The sequence below is a fragment of the uncultured Veillonella sp. genome (assembly GCF_937981445.1).
In the GTDB taxonomy this organism is placed as follows: domain Bacteria; phylum Bacillota; class Negativicutes; order Veillonellales; family Veillonellaceae; genus Veillonella_A.
In genome coordinates this window covers 231,679-249,519 of sequence record NZ_CALJON010000008.1, presented here as the reverse complement: position 1 = coordinate 249,519, position 17,841 = coordinate 231,679, and the positions used below count along the sequence as shown (strand labels likewise).

Below are 17,841 nucleotides of genomic sequence, written 5' to 3'. Positions count from 1 at the left end.
TGTGCAGCGTTTTGGCACTGATGATGTATTACCCCTATGGATTGCCGATATTGATTTCAAAGTACCTAAGGCTGTAACAGAGGCCCTAAAAGAACGCATTGACCATGGTGCTTTTGGCTATACCTTACTGCCTACAGGATATAAAGAAGCTGTTAATGGTTGGCTAAAACGCCGCCATAATTATACAGTAGACCCTCGTCATATTCGTCTCTCTGGTGGTGTAGTAACCGCATTTTACAATGCCGTGTCAGCCTTTACTAATGTAGGCGATTCTATTATGATTTTAACCCCTGTATATCCACCATTTCACTCAGCCCCTGAGGATACAAGTCGCCATCTCATCACTAGTGCCTTAGTGCAAGATACAGCTGGCCGCTATACTATGGATTTTACTGATATAGAAGAAAAAATTAAAGCTCATAAGGTACAGCTCCTCATTTTCTGTAATCCTCATAATCCTGTAGGTCGCGTATGGACAGAAGAGGAATTAAATACCCTTTTCGCCATTTGTGAACGCCATGATGTACTCATTGTAAGTGACGAAATCCATCAAGATTTTTTCTTTAAGCCACATTATTTTACACCAGCCCTCACGGTAAATGAGGGACACTATGCGAACCGCATCATTAGTCTGTTTAGTACGTCTAAAAGCTTTAATCTAGCCTCTTTACCTATAGCTCATGTAGTAATTCCTAATAAAGCACTACGCCTAACCTATGATAGTTTCGTAAAATCCATCGACCACAATCCTCTCTCTGTACTCAATCTCGTGGCTACCCAAGCAGCCTATGAAGAAGGGGACGAATGGTTTGATGCATTAAAGGACGTAATTTACAGTAATTATGAGCTGTTCAAAAATAAACTCCTAGAAGCAGCACCTAAGCTTGTTATATCTCCATTAGAAGGTACCTATCTAAGTTGGGTTGATTTTTCCGCCTATATTGGCGACCAAGATTCTACTGACTTCTTACTCCATACTTGTAAACTAGGCCTTAATTATGGAGCCCTCTTTGGCTCTCAATGTAAAAGCTTTGCACGCTTCAACCTAGGTACAACTCCTGAAGTGGTTGAAGAAGCAGCCAATCGCATTATAAAAGGTATCCAAAGCCTATCATTAAACTAAACAACTATATGCTAAACATACAGTTCTATCTCCTATAATAAAGCTAAACCTTTATGCACTATCCCATCGTTGTAGCCTGTATAAAATCTCAGATGGCTATAGCCTTTACAGCATATAGTTACCTTTATAAGGTATGACTTTATAAGATATGACTTTATAAGATATAGCTCCTTTATAAGATATCAACTAGCTGTATCCCTTATAAAAAGCCCTTTGTGAATGAGACCTATAAGTAATAACTTGTAGATGACTCTTCACAAAGGGCTTTCTGTTTTTAATGTATACTTAAAATCGTATAACAGGCTTTATTTTATATTTTTTATATTTTTTATATTTTTTATATTATCTTGCACTTACATTATATCAGGCTGAAATTACTGTACATCACCTAAGAATTTTTTTGCTTCGCAATAGTTAACCATGCCTTCTACTACTTTCTTAGCAGCTCGCATGGCTAATACTACTGTAGCTGGTTTATGAACGATGTCCCCACCAGCAAATACACCTTTACGGCTAGTCATACCATAAGGCATTTCACGGGTAATAACATAACCATTATTATCTACATCAATACCATTTTCAGGACCTACAATGGATGTATTTGGCTTTTGACCAATAGCGATAATAATCTTGTCAGCTGGCAAAATATCATAAGTCCCGGTGCCTGTAATAGAGCCATCTTCATGGCCTTCTTGGATTTCACAACGAAGTCCTGTTACTTCATCGCCTTCTCCTTCTACACCAATAGGTGCTCTAAAGAAGTTAAATGTAACGCCTTCTTCTTTAGCTTCTTCATATTCTGATGGATTGGCACTCATATTAGCTTCGCCACGGCGATAAGCTACGCTAACACTTTTTGCACCTAAACGCACACAAGTACGCGCCGCATCCATAGCCACATTACCAGCACCAATAACAATAACGCGGTCTCCTGGTTTTACAGCAATGGATTCTTCTCCTAAGCGTCCATTTTTATATAACTGAACCGCTGTTAATAAAGCCATAGCCTGTAATACACCTGGTTTTTCATCATTTTCCATAGGTAGTGGAATTGGCACATGAGTACCAATGGCGATGAAAATAGCATCATAACCTTCAGCCATTAAGGAATCTAAATTACGTTCTGGACCAATAGCCGTATTACATTCAAATGTTACGCCTAATTGTTTTAAACGATTAATTTCACGGCGCACTACATCCTTGCCAAGACGGAAGGCAGGAATACCATATAGTAAAATACCGCCTGGTTCTTCTTGTTTTTCAAAAATAGTCACTTCATAACCAAGTTTTGCCATATCACCGGCTACCGTAAGGCCAGCAGGACCGGAACCTATAACAGCAATCTTTCCTTGATCTTTAATAATTGGTTTTAATTTACGAAGACCATGATTACTTTCAAAGTCTGCAGCAAAGCGTTCTAATTTACCAATATTAATCGGCTTTTTCGCACGATTTAAAATACAATGACCTTCACACTGTTTTTCTCGTGGGCACACGCGGCCACAAATGGCTGGTAAATTACTGCGTTCCCCAATAATATCATTGGCTTCACCAAAATTGCCACTCGCAATGGCATGGATAAATCTTGGAATTTCATTTTCAATAGGACAGCCTGTACGGCATAATGGCTTAGCACAATTTAAACAGCGCTTTGCCTCAGCCAATGCTTCTTCCATTGTATAATCTTTGTCAAACTCTACATATTTCCCTGATTCTTCAGTCATACTACTGCCTCCTCTAAGCCCTAATTGTCACTACATAGTAACGCTCTCTCTATACCATCAAAATGTATTAAGCGAATTAACTTATCTATATAAAAACTAACTTATATTATACAAAACAATCGCTGTTTTAGCATTACTAAAATCTAAATTTGCCCCAACTGGGTGTATTATACCCCACCTATGTATTAGTTCCTGATTATGTATTAGGTCCTATTTATATATTAATTTCTATATATTAACTTCTATTTATATGTTAGCCTCAATTTATAGGTTCCATCCTACACCCCATAGCATGTAGTTAAGTCTTCATATACCTATATAATACAGGAAGACCTTCGTACTTTGCTTTAGTCTCTATACTAAAACTGTGAAGGATTACATACTTTATATCAACTCTAAGTCTACCTATCAACGCTAAGTCTACTTATTTTGAGTGAGCCTTAAACTCTTCTTGAATAGCCTTTAATTTATCTGGATCCGCAAGTAAATCTAAGCAAGTAGCACCTAGCACAACGGCCGCATCAATCATGGCTTCATGACCTCGTTTTGTCGTCCCTGCCGCCACATACTCTGTTGAATGTGCCGCTATGCCTTGATCCACAAAGGCTGTGCGAATACAAGTACCTGGTACCATGTACATAACATTTCCAAAATCAGTGGACCCCGTCTTTTCGCGAGGTGCTGTAATTTGTGGCATTCCTAAATTCTTAGCCTGTTCCATCACTAAATCATTCAAGGAATGTACAGGAATTTTAGCCTTAAATGGATAATCCCACTGCACATCAAAGCTTGTATCAGTCATTAAGGCGGCGCCTTTTAAAATATTCATAAACCGTTCTACCACTTCATTTAAATACGCTGTATCATAGGAACGCAAGGTATATTCTGCAACAGCCTGATTCGGCACTACATTAGGGGCCCCACCAGCATCGCGTACTGTGTAGTGTATACGAGTATCTTCTTTTACATGTTCGCGAAGGAATTCAATGCCATTAAAGCTTAATAATACAGCATCAAAAGCACTGCGCCCTTCTTCTGGATTCATGGCCGCATGAGAGGATTTGCCATGAAATGTAATGACAAAATTTTCTAAAGCCATACATTTTACATCCACACAAGTAGAATCAGCGGCATGCATCATTAGGGCTATATCAATATCTTTGAAACAGCCATTGTCAGCCATTACAATTTTGCCACCTAAGGTCTCTTCCGCTGGTGTTCCATAAATAACAATCTTATAATTAGCAGCCCCTGCAAATTGTCGAATCACTTCTGCTGCCCCAATAATAGCCGGTCCCTGCATATGATGACCGCAGCCATGGCCCAATCGCTCTAAGGCATCATATTCAGCGAATAAACCAAAGGAAGGCCCTGTACCATCGCCCTGAATATAAGTAGCGCGAAAAGCCGTTTCCATGCCGCCCACACCATATTCAAGGGTATAACCTAATTCGCTCAAATAATTAGCTAATAATTTTGAAGACTCATACTCTTCACCAGATAATTCACTAAGCTCAAAAATTCTATCATTTAATTCAATTAATTTAGCACCAAAGGAATTGACTAAAAACTCCTTCACATTCTTTATTGCTTGTTCTTTCATATAGATTTTCATCTCCTATGCCATACCTTAATGCACCAATCCAGTACACTGATACACTTTATTGTACTCTTTTTAATGTAATAAAACACCCGTGCACAGCAAGCCAAATCAACTTGTCCATGCTACGGGCGTCATATGTAATTAAATCTCGTCTAACAACTATTACGATTTAAAAAGACATTGCATTTTAATATCCAATAAGTATCGCTCCTACCATGAATACGCAGCCCGCTAAGGTCCATAAAATGAACAATGGCATCATGAATTTCAACCAGTTCGTATAAGGAATGCGGGACACTACCAAGAATCCCATCAAGGAAGAGGACGTAGGCAATACGGAATTTGAGAAACCATCACCTAATTGGAAGGCTAGTACAGGAGTTTGACGGCTCATGCCAATAATATCTGCCAATGGCGTCATCAATGGCATCGTTACCACAGCTTGACCTGAACCAGATACGATAACGCAATTAATGAGAGATTGAATAAGGAACATGCCTATGGCTTGTAAATAATTAGGCATACCATCTACTATATTAGATAAATAATATACAATGGTGTCTATTATTTTAGCATCCCCTAAAACGACCTCGATGCCTCGAGCAAAGCCAATAATAAGAGCACCTACACAAATATTAGCACAACCACGACCAAAAATTTTGGCAATTTTATTAATATCATAGCCTGCAATTAAACCAACCACAACGCCTAAGGTTAAGAATAAACCAGACATTTCTTCATAATACCAATCCAGTTTTACTAAACCATAAATTAAGCCAGCCATGCCAACTACAATAGCTAATAAACTCAACGTCATGCGCAAATCTAAGGGCACTTCTTCTTTTTCAAGCTTAAATTCTGGCGGGTTTTCCTCTCCATATACGATACTCTTCGTAGGGTCCGCCATAACGCGTTTAGCATACCACATAATATATAAGGATGTAATAACAATTAAACAGGCAAGAATAAATACGCGATACCCGCTACCTGAAAAAAGTGGTAATTGCGCAATAGATTGTGCTACGCCCACACTAAAAGGATTGAGCACACCTGCTGTAAAACCAATCGCTGCCCCCATGGCAATCATGGCCGTCCCCGTAACCCGATCGAGCCCTAAGGACTCAGCCAATACAATACCAATAGGCACAAAAATCATAACTTCTGTAGACATCCCCATGGTGGCACCAAAGATAGAAAATAAAGTAACAAAAGCAGGGATAACCATAAAACGCTACTTAGTAAATACTCTAGATAATCGTTGAGCTAGAGCCGAGAATACTTTGGTATCAATGATAATTTCAAAAGCCCCGCCAATGATTAAAATAAAAGTTACAATAGGCGCCGATTTGACGATGCCCTTATATATAATGGCCGGCACATCCCATAAATTAGCTGGATTTGAATCTATAAAAGCAAAGGATCCCGCCTTAACCAAGGTGCGTCCTGTTTCGGCGTCTTTAAAACGTTCAAACGAACCAGCCGGCACAAAATGCGTTGCAATCACTGCTACAATAATCAGCCCTACAAGTAAAACAAAAGTATGTGGTGCCTTTACATTTTTAAACATACAAAAACTCCTCTCTTAACCACAAGCCACTAAATACCTCTTGTACCTAAAAAATCCCTTTATAATCATTATGATTGGTCAAGCTAAGCAATCAAACAATTAGTCTATTAGGGATTTTTAATCATTTTATTTGTATAAAATATACAAATTATATTATAGTATTAAAATGCAAAAAAAAGCTAGTATTCTTTATATTACTTTTGAATACTAGCTTTTTTATTATATATATTTTTTGGTGCGCCCAGCGCGATTCGAACGCACGGCACGCAGTTTAGGAAACTGCTGCTCTATCCACCTGAGCTATGGGCGCATAACAATATATTTATTATAAACGCTCCCTTCATTTATCGCAACACATAATGCTACACATATATTACACATCTTAATACACATATTGCTATCTCTATTTCTACATAAAAAAGAGCGTATTAGTGCATATAAAAGAAGATATATTACTTCACAAATACATATGAAAGTACCTAAATAACAATAATGTAAAATAAACTATTCCTATTCATCAACAACCTTATCCAGGGATATGAATCCTTCGAACAAAGGCTTTACAAATTCTATACATAATATGGACAAATATTCGAAACTATATATTTGGTCTATCCCTTGTGGATAAAGTTTTTTCTCAATACCTGTGTTTAATTCATTTTTTACCTTAACAACGGCATTTTTCCACTATTTTTATGTACTTATGCACAGAATTATCCACCATTTATTGAATTTATCCACTTTTACAAAGGCTTTACACACAGCCAATCCACAATCTATCCACAACTTATTCACAGATTTTTGTGTATAACTTTTCTAATTTACTAAAAGTTTTCCACACATATTGACTATTTTATAACATAATATCCACAATTTGCCCGCCTATTCCTCATGGAACAAGCTCTATACTACATCAATAGTATCTAGCCATAGTATAAAGCCATATAAAACAAAAGAGAGGCCATAGTGAAATGGATTACTTCCCATCACTATAGCCTCTTTTTCATACTATTAATATCTTATACTATTCTTATTCAGGGAACATAAGTTGACCATCAAGTTCTACAGGTCGACTCCAGTCAACTTGTACATCAGTTCGTCCCCACATTAAGGTTAATGCTAATTTTAAATTTTCTAAGGATTCTAATGGTGCAATACGTACTGTATCATACGTATCAATGCCCGTTGCTTTTTCAATTTCTTGTTCCGTATGTAAATAGGACCAAACTTTTTGCTGCCAAGTTTCATCTGGCAAGACTACCTCTACATCATGTGTTTCTTTGTTATAAGCAATATAACCTTTTTCATCTACCCCATAGTGGATAGCATAGTACGCTACATTAGTCATCCTAATAGCTCCCTTTCTAATTGTTTAGTCTTCTTTTATTATTTAACCATATATAGTAGTAACTAATCAATATGTATTTTTCCTATTTATCCTCATTAGGAGCCTTAAAGTATACGGCATACATAACAGGTAAGACCAGTAAAGTCAAAATGGTAGCCACTAAGAGCCCCCCACTAAAGGCAATCGCCATAGGTGACCAGAAGGCGCTGCGCATGAGTGGCACCATCCCTAAAATCGCTGCTAAGGCTGTTAGCATAATGGGTCTAAAGCGCAATATCGTAGAGCTTACAATGGCTTCGTATATATCTTGACCTTCCTTGCGATGTAACTCTATTTGATCGATTAAAATGATAGAATTACGGATAATCATACCACTTAAGGAAATCACCCCTAATATTACCATAAAGCCCATTGGTGTATTAGTAAGCAACATGGTCAATACTACCCCAATAAGGCCTAAAGGCGCCGTTAATAAGGCCATGAGCATAAGCGATATTTTCTTTAATTGGAACATGAGGATAATCATAATAAGGCAGAGCATAATTGGCATAGGCCCTTTTAGATTGTTCATAGCAATATTACTTTGTTCTGCCGAGCCGTCCACTTTAATTGTATAACCTGGAGGCAATTCGTCACGCAAGGAGTCTAGCTGTTTATTTATATCAGTAGCTAAACTATTAGCCATTACATTAGGTGGTACATTGCCATGAACAGTAATAGTAGGTTCCATATTACGCCGCCAAATGATACCATCTTCTGATCCCATCGAGATAGTAGCAATTTGACTGAGTGGTACATACGCACCAGAACCCGTTTGAACTGGAATATTTTGCAATACACTCATATTATGATCTTCATCGCCACCGAGCTTAAATTTCATTGGAATCGTCTGATTTCCCACATAGTATTCCCCAGCTGATACACCAGAAATTTTACTGTGTAAATCAAGACCCACAGAATAGCTATCAACGCCCATCATACGAGCTTTAGCAGGGTCAATATGAATATTAATATTCGGTGTGCTATCTGGCCAATCTTCAGAAATATCACTGATTTCTGGATGTGTTTTAAATACATCTTCTACCTTATTAGCTATGGCCTTAACTTGGTCCATATCAGGACCTGCTACACGGAACATAATCGGGTATTTCGATGGTGGCCCTGTTTGGATAAAGCTCATATTGATGAGAGCCGATGGAAATTCATCTTTTAATTTTTCGTTTAATTCCTTATACAAACTATTGCGATCATCTAAGGAATTAGCAACAATAACATATTGCATGAAATTATTGCGCTCCACTTCAGGTTCTAAGGTCAATACAAAGCGTGGTGCCCCTTCACCAATATGCGTCGAATAATGCTCCACACGCTTATCACCACTGAGAATAGCATCTAACTTTTCCGCCTGTTCCTTCGTATATTGTAAGGATGAACTTTGCGGGAATTGTACAGCTAGCATAATTTCAGGCCGCGTGGAGGATGGGAAGAATTCCACCTTAATAAGCGGCACGCTAATAAGTGATACAATAAATAAAACTATAGTTGTAATCAACACGAGACGACGATGGCCTAAGGACCAATGCAAGACCTTTTCAAAGCGTTTTAAAAAGGCTCTTTGTACTCGTACAGCCCGGCTGTCTTCATGATTTTCCTTAATCCGTATTAACTTACTCCCCAATACTGGACTCACTAATACAGAGGCAAACCATGATAAAAGTAAGGCCAAGGCTACAACGATAAATAAAGTATGAGTAAATTCAGCTACGGTACCTTTTGACAAGAAAATTGGCAAAAAGCCAGAACAAGTAATTAAAGTACCACTGAGCATAGGAAAGGCAGTAGCTTTATACGCAAATGTAGCAGCACTATGCGTATCCAAGCCTTCTTCCATTTTTAAGGTCATCATTTCTACAACGATAATAGCATCGTCCACTAATAAGCCAAGAGAAATAATGAGCGCCCCTAAACTTACTTTATGTAGTTCTAAACCATCTGCAAACATACCCACAAAGGTACTGGCCACTACAACCGGAATCGTAAGGGCTACTACAATACCACTGCGCACGCCTAAAGAAATAAAGCTTACAATCAATACAATGGTAATGGCTTCAAATAAAGACCGCGTAAATTCACTAATAGATTCATCTACTACTTTTGGCTGATTCGATACTTGACTCACTTCAAGCCCTAAAGGTAACTCCGATGTATAGGCAGCAAGTTTAGCATCTAAGTCCTTACCAAATTCAATATTATTTGCCCCTGCATCCATAGATACAGCAATGCCAATGGCTGGCTTACCATTAAAATAAAATAAAGGGCCCTGTGGTGATTCGTAATCTAAACGAACCGTGGCCATATCACCTAAACGAAGTGTTTGACCATTAATCTGCAAAGGCATATCCCGTACAGCATCAACACTATCAAAGAGACCATTAACACGTAAATACACATTATTTGTATCTGTATCAATCATGCCCGATGGTGTCATCGCACTTTGCTGCTTAATCGCATTTAATAAGCTTTGACTACTAATCTTATACGATGCGAGCTTATCCTTATTTATTTCTACATATAAAGTCTGTTCCTGTACACCTTTTAAATCAATGCGCTTTACATTAGGAACAGTCAGTAATATACGCTTAATTTGCTCTGCATAGGCACGCTTATCTTCATAGGAATACTCATCACCGGTGAGAGCATAAATTGTGCCATATACATCATCAAATCGGTCATTAATCATCGGACCTTGTACACCGGCTGGCAAATTACGCCACTCATCCTCTACCATATGGCGCACTTCAGTCCAAGCAGCCCGTACCTCACTAGATGGTACAGTTTCTTTTAAATTAATATAAATAACGGTCTTACCGCCATCAGTAAAGCTTTTTGTATAATCGATCCCTGGTAAATCGCGAATTTTTTCTTCTAATTTATCCGTTACTTGCTCAGACATTTGCTGTGGTGATGCCCCTGGCCAACTAGCCCCTACTACCATAGTACGAATAGTAAAATTTGGGTCCTCCATACGACCTATGTTAATGAAGGAAAAGGTGCCAATAGCAAAGAGCATAGCCATGAAGAAGTAAATTATAGATTTATGTCTAAGAGCCCAATCAGCTAGATTAAAACGACTCATATACGTACTTTAGCTCCTTCCTCTAATTTATCGACCCCTGCTGTAACGACCCTGTCACCTTTAGATAAACCCGATACAACAACTACACTATTATTGCCTAAGGCTCCTAATTGAACCGTTACTAAATGTACGGTACCGTCTTTTACTACATAAACCTGTCCAGTACTAGTGCCTGCTTGATTAGATAGATTCCCATTTGTGGCTTTACCATTACTTGTTGTATCATTGGTAATTGCCTTGCTATTGTTCTGCTCTGTCCCCGCTTTATTCACTAAGGCCGTTAAAGGCACTGTAAGACCGGCATTGCCAGCTTGATCAAATACAACCTGTGAAGTCATCCCTAGTTTTAGCGCACTAGGCGGATTCGTAAGGCTTATTTTAACAGTATAGGTACGCGCTGTAGGATCTGGCACTGGTGAAATTTCGCGCACTACACCTGCTACAGTATCATTTGGTAAGGCCCAGAACGAAACCTTAGCTGGTGTGCCTACAGAAATTGACGCAAGCATTTGCTCTGGTAAAGCAATCACTGCTTCTGGCTCATTTCCTACGGCAATGGAACCTACCGTTTGGCCAGCACCTACGACTTGACCGACTTCAATAGCACTGGCTGTAATAACGCCATCAGCAGGTGCCACTAATTGTGTATATTCTTGTTGATTAGTACTTGCTTGTACATTAGCCTGTGCTTGAGATAATTGAGCTGCAGCCACTTTAAAATTATTTTCCATCTGATCTAACTGTAATTGGCTAATCGCTTCTTGAGCGTATAAAATACGATACCGTTCCACATTAGTAGCGGCTAAATCATACTGCGATTGAGCCGCTGCTAATGCACCTTGGGCATTTTGTAATTGACTACTTGTGTCACTTTGACTCAATACGGCTAAAACCTGTCCAGCACTCACGGTATCACCAACAGTAAAATTCTTTTGAATCACGCGCCCACCAATTTGGAACGATAAAGCTGTTTCATATCGATTTTTAATCGTGCCTGCTAAGGAATTTTCCTGCCCTGCCATATCCTTTCCCACCACCATGGTTTTGACTAAAGGCGCCGTGTCAGCTGTTTTTTCTTCACTGCCACAACCACTTATGACAAGGCCTATACTTATAGCTACAAGGCCAAGCATCATATATTGCCAGGACTTACTTAGGTATTTCCTCATTAAAATAACCTCCTTATATAAAATTATAGTTACAATTCAATTTAGCCTAATGTATATGCTTATTATAAAATATATTACTGGTAATATTTAAGTTAATTTTACGTAGGCATAAAAAAATTGTCAATGAATTACATTTCATTTTATCCCCGTACTATGAAGACCCAATAAATAAGCCTAGATTCCTATACTATATAGTTAGGAACCTAGGCTTTAGATCTTACTATTTTATCTACTATCTTATTTATTGTTATAGTTTACTATCGTATTTACGATTAGGCCTTATCAGGCACACATAAAGTATTAAATTTGGCCCGATCTTCTTCTGATAAGATATAGGTACCATTCATAATAATTTCTAACACTTCTAAGGTATCCTCTACCTTCTCTGGTGGAATAGTCTTCAATAAATTTTCATAATGTTTATCTTCTAATTTATGTAGCTCATTGTGAATCATAGCAAAGGAATTGCCCAGTTCAGTAGTGCGCAATACGATGGATTTTAAATCACTATTTTTATGAAATTTAACAAGTAAGCCTTCTGTAGCTAACCGTTTAACATATCGAGATAACATGCCCTGTGAAAAAGGCATGGCCTGCACCAATTCTTGATAGGTTGCAATATGGTCTTCCTTTGATTCAATAAAACTAATAATTTGCATTTCCGAGTGATTAAACTTTTTCTTCCCTATGCCCTTAGCCATATCTAAGGGCACAGAATCTAAATAAATTTTTATAGATTCTTTTAAAAACTCTTTCCGCAATTCATTAATATAGGCAGAAAAAATACTAATTGTTTCAATTAATGGTTTAAATTGATATATCGAATGATTGAGCTCTACTACCTCAGTGTCTACCCCTACTTCTGAAATTCTCTCCATAACAAGCTCCTTTTACATCTAACTACAAACTACTAGCCCCTATACCTATAGTCACCTTTTATCTATACAATACTTATCTATTACGCAAATACTACTTATATATTTATATGGATCAAACATTACTTATAATTTTATATTACTCACATACTACTTATATATGGTGTATACATTATCTATGTTCTTCTTATACATTGCCTATTTTTAAAAGAACCTTACCTTTTAGGCTACCTTCATGGACATGATGTAATGCCTTAGCCCCTTCACTAAGAGGAAATATACTGTCTATACTTGGTTTATATTCTGCATTTCTTAGTATTTGTAACATATATTCTAACTGTAAGCCCTTAGACTTTACGGATATAAAATCATAACTTTGATTACGCCATTTAGCATAATATCTATATGGTGCAGAAGCCAATTGCAATAATTGTTGCTGCCAAAAAGCTAAGCCTTCTTCTTTAGCAAAATTGCCTGTAGGTATACCCTTAATGGTCACAACTCGGCCATGGTCCTTCACCAATTGCTGCACCTTCCGTGTCATGCCCCCACCGACCATATCAATACCATAAGAAGCAGGCTTTGGCAATTCAATAGGATCTTTGCTTTTATAATCAAATACTTTAGTAGCACCTAATGCTAAGGCTTCCTCCGCTTTTTTACTACTGCCACTTACATATATAGTAAGCCCCATGGCGCGCCCCAAAATAATCGTCATAAAGCCTACAGCTCCTGTGCCGCCAGCAATAAATAAAGAATCAGAACTAGCTCCAGCAGTGCCCCTTTGAGACTGAGTATTCACAGTAAGGCCCGGTACAGCTAGGCGCTCTAAAGCTTGATAAGCTGTTAAAGCAGCCACTGGAATAGCTGCCCCTTCCTCTAAGCTATAATATTCGGGCAATTTGGCAATTTCATGTTCTTTCACAGTCACATAGGAAGCAAAGCAAGCATCACTGCTACCAATGACAATATCCCCCACTTCAAAGCGCTTTATATGGGCTCCTTTAGCCACAACTTTGCCGCATAATTCAAAGCCTAAGGTATGAGGTAATGTGGGCTTTTTAATAATATTAAAAAATCCAGTAGCAGTTAAATAATCTGCTGGATTTACCCCTGCATATACTACTTCCACCAATACCTCGTCAGCCCCCATGACGGGTTGTTTTACCTTAACCATTCTAGCATCAAAAAAAGTTCCCTGACGAACAAGCTGTAATGCTTTCATAATAGACCTTCTCTCTTTATAATAATTACACTCTTTGTAAAATAAATATCATTAGCTTATATGACTATATTTTTAACTTTTATACAAATCAAAAATATAAATTACAAAATATATTACTAGTTATCTATTTTTTTAATTGATTATTCAATTTTATTACTTATTACTATTTTAACTTGAATACTAAATTAATACAATAAAATAATTAAAATAAAAAATCCTTAGATACGTTATCTCTTTATTAAATAACAGTTCTAAGGATTTTTGATTTATAATTACTATATTTTAAAAAGTATATTATTTATATTTTTTTAATATTTATGCAAAAAGACATGTAAGCGTACTAATTCGTTTTTTTTATCTTAACTACCTACCAATTAGTTCATATCTAATCACTTAGTAATTAGCTTTGCGTAGGCTTACCTACTAATCAACTTCGCATTCTCTTGCTTAGTTTGCTTCCCCTGTTTCTTCAAGAGGGGCTGACTCATGAATCACCATGACTTTATCAATACGCACATTATCCATATCGACAACTTCAAAGGTATAGTCTTCCCAAGTAGCCCGATCCAATTCTTTTGGAATACGTCCAAAGAGATACATAAAGAAGCCGCCAACAGTTTTATATAAATCTTCGTCTTCGCCAGGTAATTCTTTATTTATGTCAAAATATTCTTTGAACTCATCAATACTAATGAGGCCATCAACAAGCCAAGTAGAGTCATTGCGCTTAATAATGCGATTTTCTTCCTCTTTTAATTCATCTTCACTCGCAGGCATTAAACCAACTAATTTTTCCATAATATCATGGAGTGTAACAAGACCACTAAAACCGCCATACTCATCAAGTACTACAGTTTCATGAACCCCTTCGGTACGGAATAATTCTAAGAGCTTCATCAAGCTAATGGATTCTGGTACCATAACTGGTTCTTTAATACTTGATTCTACAATAGCTTTTAAGGACTGACCTTCGCCTTCTTTTACATACGAAGCAAACACATCAGCTACAATAATGAGGCCTTTTAATTCATCTAAGGAATCAACCCCTACAGGTAAACGATAGTGGGATGAATTACAAAGAATATTACGAATCTCTTCTTCTGATGTATTAAGATCTAACCATTTTAACTGCGTTCGCGGTGTCATAACATCGCCAGCATTTAAATCAGCTAATCTAAATACATTGTCAACTAAGCGAGGTTCATCCTTTTCAAAGGCACCCAATTCCACCCCTTGGGTGAGCATTTTATTAATTTCCATCTCCGTAACGGGCGATTCTTCCTTGTCTTTTACGCCCATTAACTTCAATAAGCCAGACGTAGATAGACTTAATAAAGCTACCAAAGGTTTAGCTATAACTGAGAAATAATGCATTGGCACCGCCATAATGATGGCAATGCGCTCTGGTGAATTATAAGCCAAGCGCTTAGGCACCAATTCACCAATGACTAACGACAAATAAGTCGTTAGGGACACGATAATAATAGGGCTAAAGGAATCAGCATAGATAGCTAAGGAAGGAATATACTCCTTAATACTCTTAGCTAAGGGATCACTTAAGGCGGCACCAGAATACAAACCAGTAACAATACCAATCAAGGTAATACCTATTTGAATGGTAGAAAACATTTGATTTGGGTCTTCTGATAATTGAATGGCTCTTTGAGCCCCTATACTGCCTTTTTCAGCACTATCTTCTAATAAGCCTTTACGAGAATTCACAACAGCCAATTCAGTCATTGAAAAAATGCCATTGGCCACAATTAATAATAAAATTATGAGTATCTCCAGACCTACATCACCGTCCACTTATCTATCACTCTCCTCTTACTCAAGTGGATACTTACATGCGTACTTTACATGTATTTTCTTTATGTATTAATCTTAAGTATATCAAATTTCTAAGATTTTCGCTAATCCATAGGAGAAAAAACAAAGTATTAAGATAAAATATTACACGCTATTACAAAATAGTCCTAGCCTTTCTACTACAAAATGCTTAACTTCATTACAAAAGCCATAACTATCTATTAGAAACTGCTACAAACTACTACAAAAAAGCCATAACCTTGTGTAATCAGTGGTTATGGCTTTTCTGCATTTGATTATTTAGATTGATTAGGAGTTATTACTACTAACTATAACTTACTAAATATATGTCAACTAGATAATACTATAGCTATACTGCAACAAATTGATACTATAGCCATATTCACAATACATATTCATACAGCTATATTTCAATTATATATTCATACAACTATATTTCAAATATACTTATTCTGCTAATGTCGCTTTAATATCTTCTACAATAAGCTCTGGACTTAAATGATAGCGTTTAATAAGCTCTTCCATAGGAACACGATCATTTACTTCTTTAGTCATACCAATTGTGATGACTTTCATATGGCTTGGTCCATAGTAACGAGCTACTTTTTCACCAAAACCACCATCAAGTACGCCATCTTCCAATGTAACAACAAGTGTATGATTTGCTTTTAAGCTATCCAATACCTTGCTATCTACTGCAGACGAAAGGCGAGGATTTACTAAGGTTGCCTTAATACTCAATGTTTTTTCTAATTCAGCCTTAGTGCGAAGACCTAAATCATAGAAAGCACCAAGACCCAAGATAGCTACGGTATCACCAGTTTCAACTACTTCATTTTGTAAACTGCCATCAAAGGCGTTTCCTGCTTCATAAGTCTGTACATTACCACCAGGTACACGAATCATAACCGGTCCATCAGTTTGTTCTAAGGACCAATCAAGCATAGAGAGTAATTCATCTTTAGTAGCTGGCGATAAGACTGTAAGATTTGGAATACTGTTCATCATAGCCATATCGAAGGCACTGGAGTGCGTCGCATCCATTGATGAAATACCACCACCTAGAGGGAAGGACAAAATAGTAGCTGCATTACTATTTAAGGCTAAGTCTTGTGTTAATTGGTCATAAGTACGTTGTAGGAATGTGCCAGCATCTAAGATAACTGGTTTAGCACCATTTTTTGCAAGTCCTGCTGCCATTGCTACCATATGTTCTTCCGCAATGCCTACATCTACAAATTGAGCGCCCACTTCAGCACGGCGTGCTGGATTGAATCCGGCAATGCCTGGTACACCAGCAGTCAAGCCAATTACAGTAGGATCAGCTTTCATTTTCTTAACTAAAAATTCAGCAATGATTTCATCATAATGTTCTTCTTTACTATAAGCTTCTACATCAAAGTCCTTGCCCATAATGTAATGATAAGTTTCCTTATCTGCTTCAGCTAGTGCATAGCCTTTGCCTTTTACCGTAACCATGTGAATTACAACAGGTTTTTGGCTATCTTTTACAGTTTTAAATGTATCAATTAGAGCCTGTAAATCGTGGCCATCTTCAATGAATACATAATCAAGACCCATAGCTTTAAAGTAGTTATTGCTAGCTTGCCCCTTCGTGTCACGCAATTCTTTTAAATTTTTATACACGCCACCTTCATTAGGAGCAATACTCATATCATTATCATTGAAAAGTACGATGAAATTACTATTTAATGTAGCTGCCACATTAAGGCCTTCCATGGCTTCACCACCAGATAGGGAGCCATCACCTAAAATAGCTATTACATTACCGGCTTCTTTTTTTAGATCACGCGCTTTAGCAAGACCAGTGGCCAAGCTTACAGCCGTTGATGTATGACCAATAGTAAAGAAATCATGTTCACTTTCATTTGGATTTGTATAACCAGAATATTTTGTATATGAAGCAGGGTCAGTAAAGGCTTCTTTACGACCAGTTAAGATTTTGTGAATATAGGACTGATGAGACACGTCAAAAACAAATTTGTCAGTTGGTGAATCAAATACATAATGAAGCGCTAAGGTAGGTTCTACAAAGCCAAGATTTGGCGCCATATGACCACCAGTAGTAGTTACGCGTTCAATTAAAACTTCGCGAATCTCCTGTGCCAATTCTTTTAATTGATCTACAGACATAGACTTAATATCTTTTGGTGAATTTACTGTATTTAATAATTTTAATTCATTCATACAAATACCCTTTCTCTCATTACATATTATAAA

At 37.3% G+C, this 17,841-nt stretch carries 10 protein-coding genes, 1 tRNA gene and 1 pseudogene; 1 reads left to right on the top strand and 11 read right to left on the bottom strand.

The genetic code is table 11. From position 1 onward, the window contains the following. A partial coding sequence (locus Q0376_RS02120) for a MalY/PatB family protein (protein WP_298703554.1) occupies positions 1–1,123 on the top strand: 1,123 nt, incomplete at its 5' end. 374 nt (positions 1,124–1,497) lie between these two features. Here Q0376_RS02120 and Q0376_RS02115 read toward each other — a convergent pair. The 11 genes and pseudogenes from Q0376_RS02115 to Q0376_RS02065 all read right to left on the bottom strand — a co-directional run bounded on the left by Q0376_RS02115 (position 1,498) and on the right by Q0376_RS02065 (position 17,808). Further along, positions 1,498–2,847 carry an NAD(P)-dependent oxidoreductase gene (locus Q0376_RS02115; protein ID WP_298703552.1) on the bottom strand — a complete coding sequence of 450 codons (1,350 nt, stop codon included), beginning with the start codon at positions 2,845–2,847 and terminating at the stop codon, positions 1,498–1,500. Positions 2,848–3,271: 424 nt separating this feature from the next. Continuing rightward, positions 3,272–4,450, bottom strand: coding sequence for an amidohydrolase (locus Q0376_RS02110; RefSeq protein WP_298703550.1), 1,179 nt, complete (start codon positions 4,448–4,450; stop codon positions 3,272–3,274). 187 nt (positions 4,451–4,637) lie between these two features. Continuing rightward, positions 4,638–6,017 (bottom strand): annotated as a pseudogene (locus Q0376_RS02105) (hypothetical protein). A gap of 233 nt (positions 6,018–6,250) precedes the next feature. Then, positions 6,251–6,327 (bottom strand) — tRNA-Arg (locus Q0376_RS02100). 720 nt (positions 6,328–7,047) lie between these two features. Continuing rightward, complete coding sequence (locus Q0376_RS02095; protein WP_298703548.1) at positions 7,048–7,365, bottom strand: hypothetical protein; 318 nt, start codon at positions 7,363–7,365, stop codon at positions 7,048–7,050. 82 nt (positions 7,366–7,447) lie between these two features. Further along, positions 7,448–10,501: an efflux RND transporter permease subunit gene (locus tag Q0376_RS02090; protein ID WP_298703546.1), complete on the bottom strand. Its 3,054-nt coding sequence runs from the start codon at positions 10,499–10,501 to the stop codon at positions 7,448–7,450. Continuing rightward, positions 10,498–11,670 carry an efflux RND transporter periplasmic adaptor subunit gene (locus Q0376_RS02085; protein ID WP_298703544.1) on the bottom strand — a complete coding sequence of 391 codons (1,173 nt, stop codon included), beginning with the start codon at positions 11,668–11,670 and terminating at the stop codon, positions 10,498–10,500. Before Q0376_RS02085 ends, Q0376_RS02090 begins: the two co-directional genes overlap by 4 nt. A 272-nt stretch (positions 11,671–11,942) precedes the next feature. Continuing rightward, positions 11,943–12,548, bottom strand: coding sequence for a MarR family winged helix-turn-helix transcriptional regulator (locus Q0376_RS02080; RefSeq protein WP_298703542.1), 606 nt, complete (start codon positions 12,546–12,548; stop codon positions 11,943–11,945). Between the two features lie 184 nt (positions 12,549–12,732). Further along, entirely contained in the window at positions 12,733–13,770 is a 1,038-nt protein-coding gene (locus tag Q0376_RS02075; protein ID WP_298703540.1) for an NADP-dependent oxidoreductase, read from the bottom strand. 447 nt (positions 13,771–14,217) lie between these two features. Further along, a complete protein-coding gene (locus tag Q0376_RS02070; RefSeq protein ID WP_298703538.1) occupies positions 14,218–15,579 on the bottom strand; it encodes a hemolysin family protein in 1,362 nt (453 codons plus the stop codon). A 468-nt stretch (positions 15,580–16,047) separates the two neighbouring features. Then, the gene (locus tag Q0376_RS02065; protein ID WP_298703535.1) at positions 16,048–17,808 is read right to left on the bottom strand and encodes a 1-deoxy-D-xylulose-5-phosphate synthase; all 1,761 of its coding nucleotides are present in this window, start codon (positions 17,806–17,808) and stop codon (positions 16,048–16,050) included. Between the last annotated feature and the right edge of the window lie 33 nt (positions 17,809–17,841).

Bases quoted from the DNA above. Each gene is read 5' to 3' on its own strand.
- Q0376_RS02115 (WP_298703552.1), bottom strand. From the start codon at position 2,847: ATGACTGAAGAATCAGGGAAATATGTAGAGTTTGACAAAGATTATACA.
- Q0376_RS02110 (WP_298703550.1), bottom strand. From the start codon at position 4,450: ATGAAAGAACAAGCAATAAAGAATGTGAAGGAGTTTTTAGTCAATTCC.
- Q0376_RS02085 (WP_298703544.1), bottom strand. From the start codon at position 11,670: ATGAGGAAATACCTAAGTAAGTCCTGGCAATATATGATGCTTGGCCTT.
- Q0376_RS02080 (WP_298703542.1), bottom strand. From the start codon at position 12,548: ATGGAGAGAATTTCAGAAGTAGGGGTAGACACTGAGGTAGTAGAGCTC.
- Q0376_RS02065 (WP_298703535.1), bottom strand. From the start codon at position 17,808: ATGAATGAATTAAAATTATTAAATACAGTAAATTCACCAAAAGATATT.
- Q0376_RS02095 (WP_298703548.1), bottom strand. From the start codon at position 7,365: ATGACTAATGTAGCGTACTATGCTATCCACTATGGGGTAGATGAAAAA.
- Q0376_RS02090 (WP_298703546.1), bottom strand. From the start codon at position 10,501: ATGAGTCGTTTTAATCTAGCTGATTGGGCTCTTAGACATAAATCTATA.
- Q0376_RS02075 (WP_298703540.1), bottom strand. From the start codon at position 13,770: ATGAAAGCATTACAGCTTGTTCGTCAGGGAACTTTTTTTGATGCTAGA.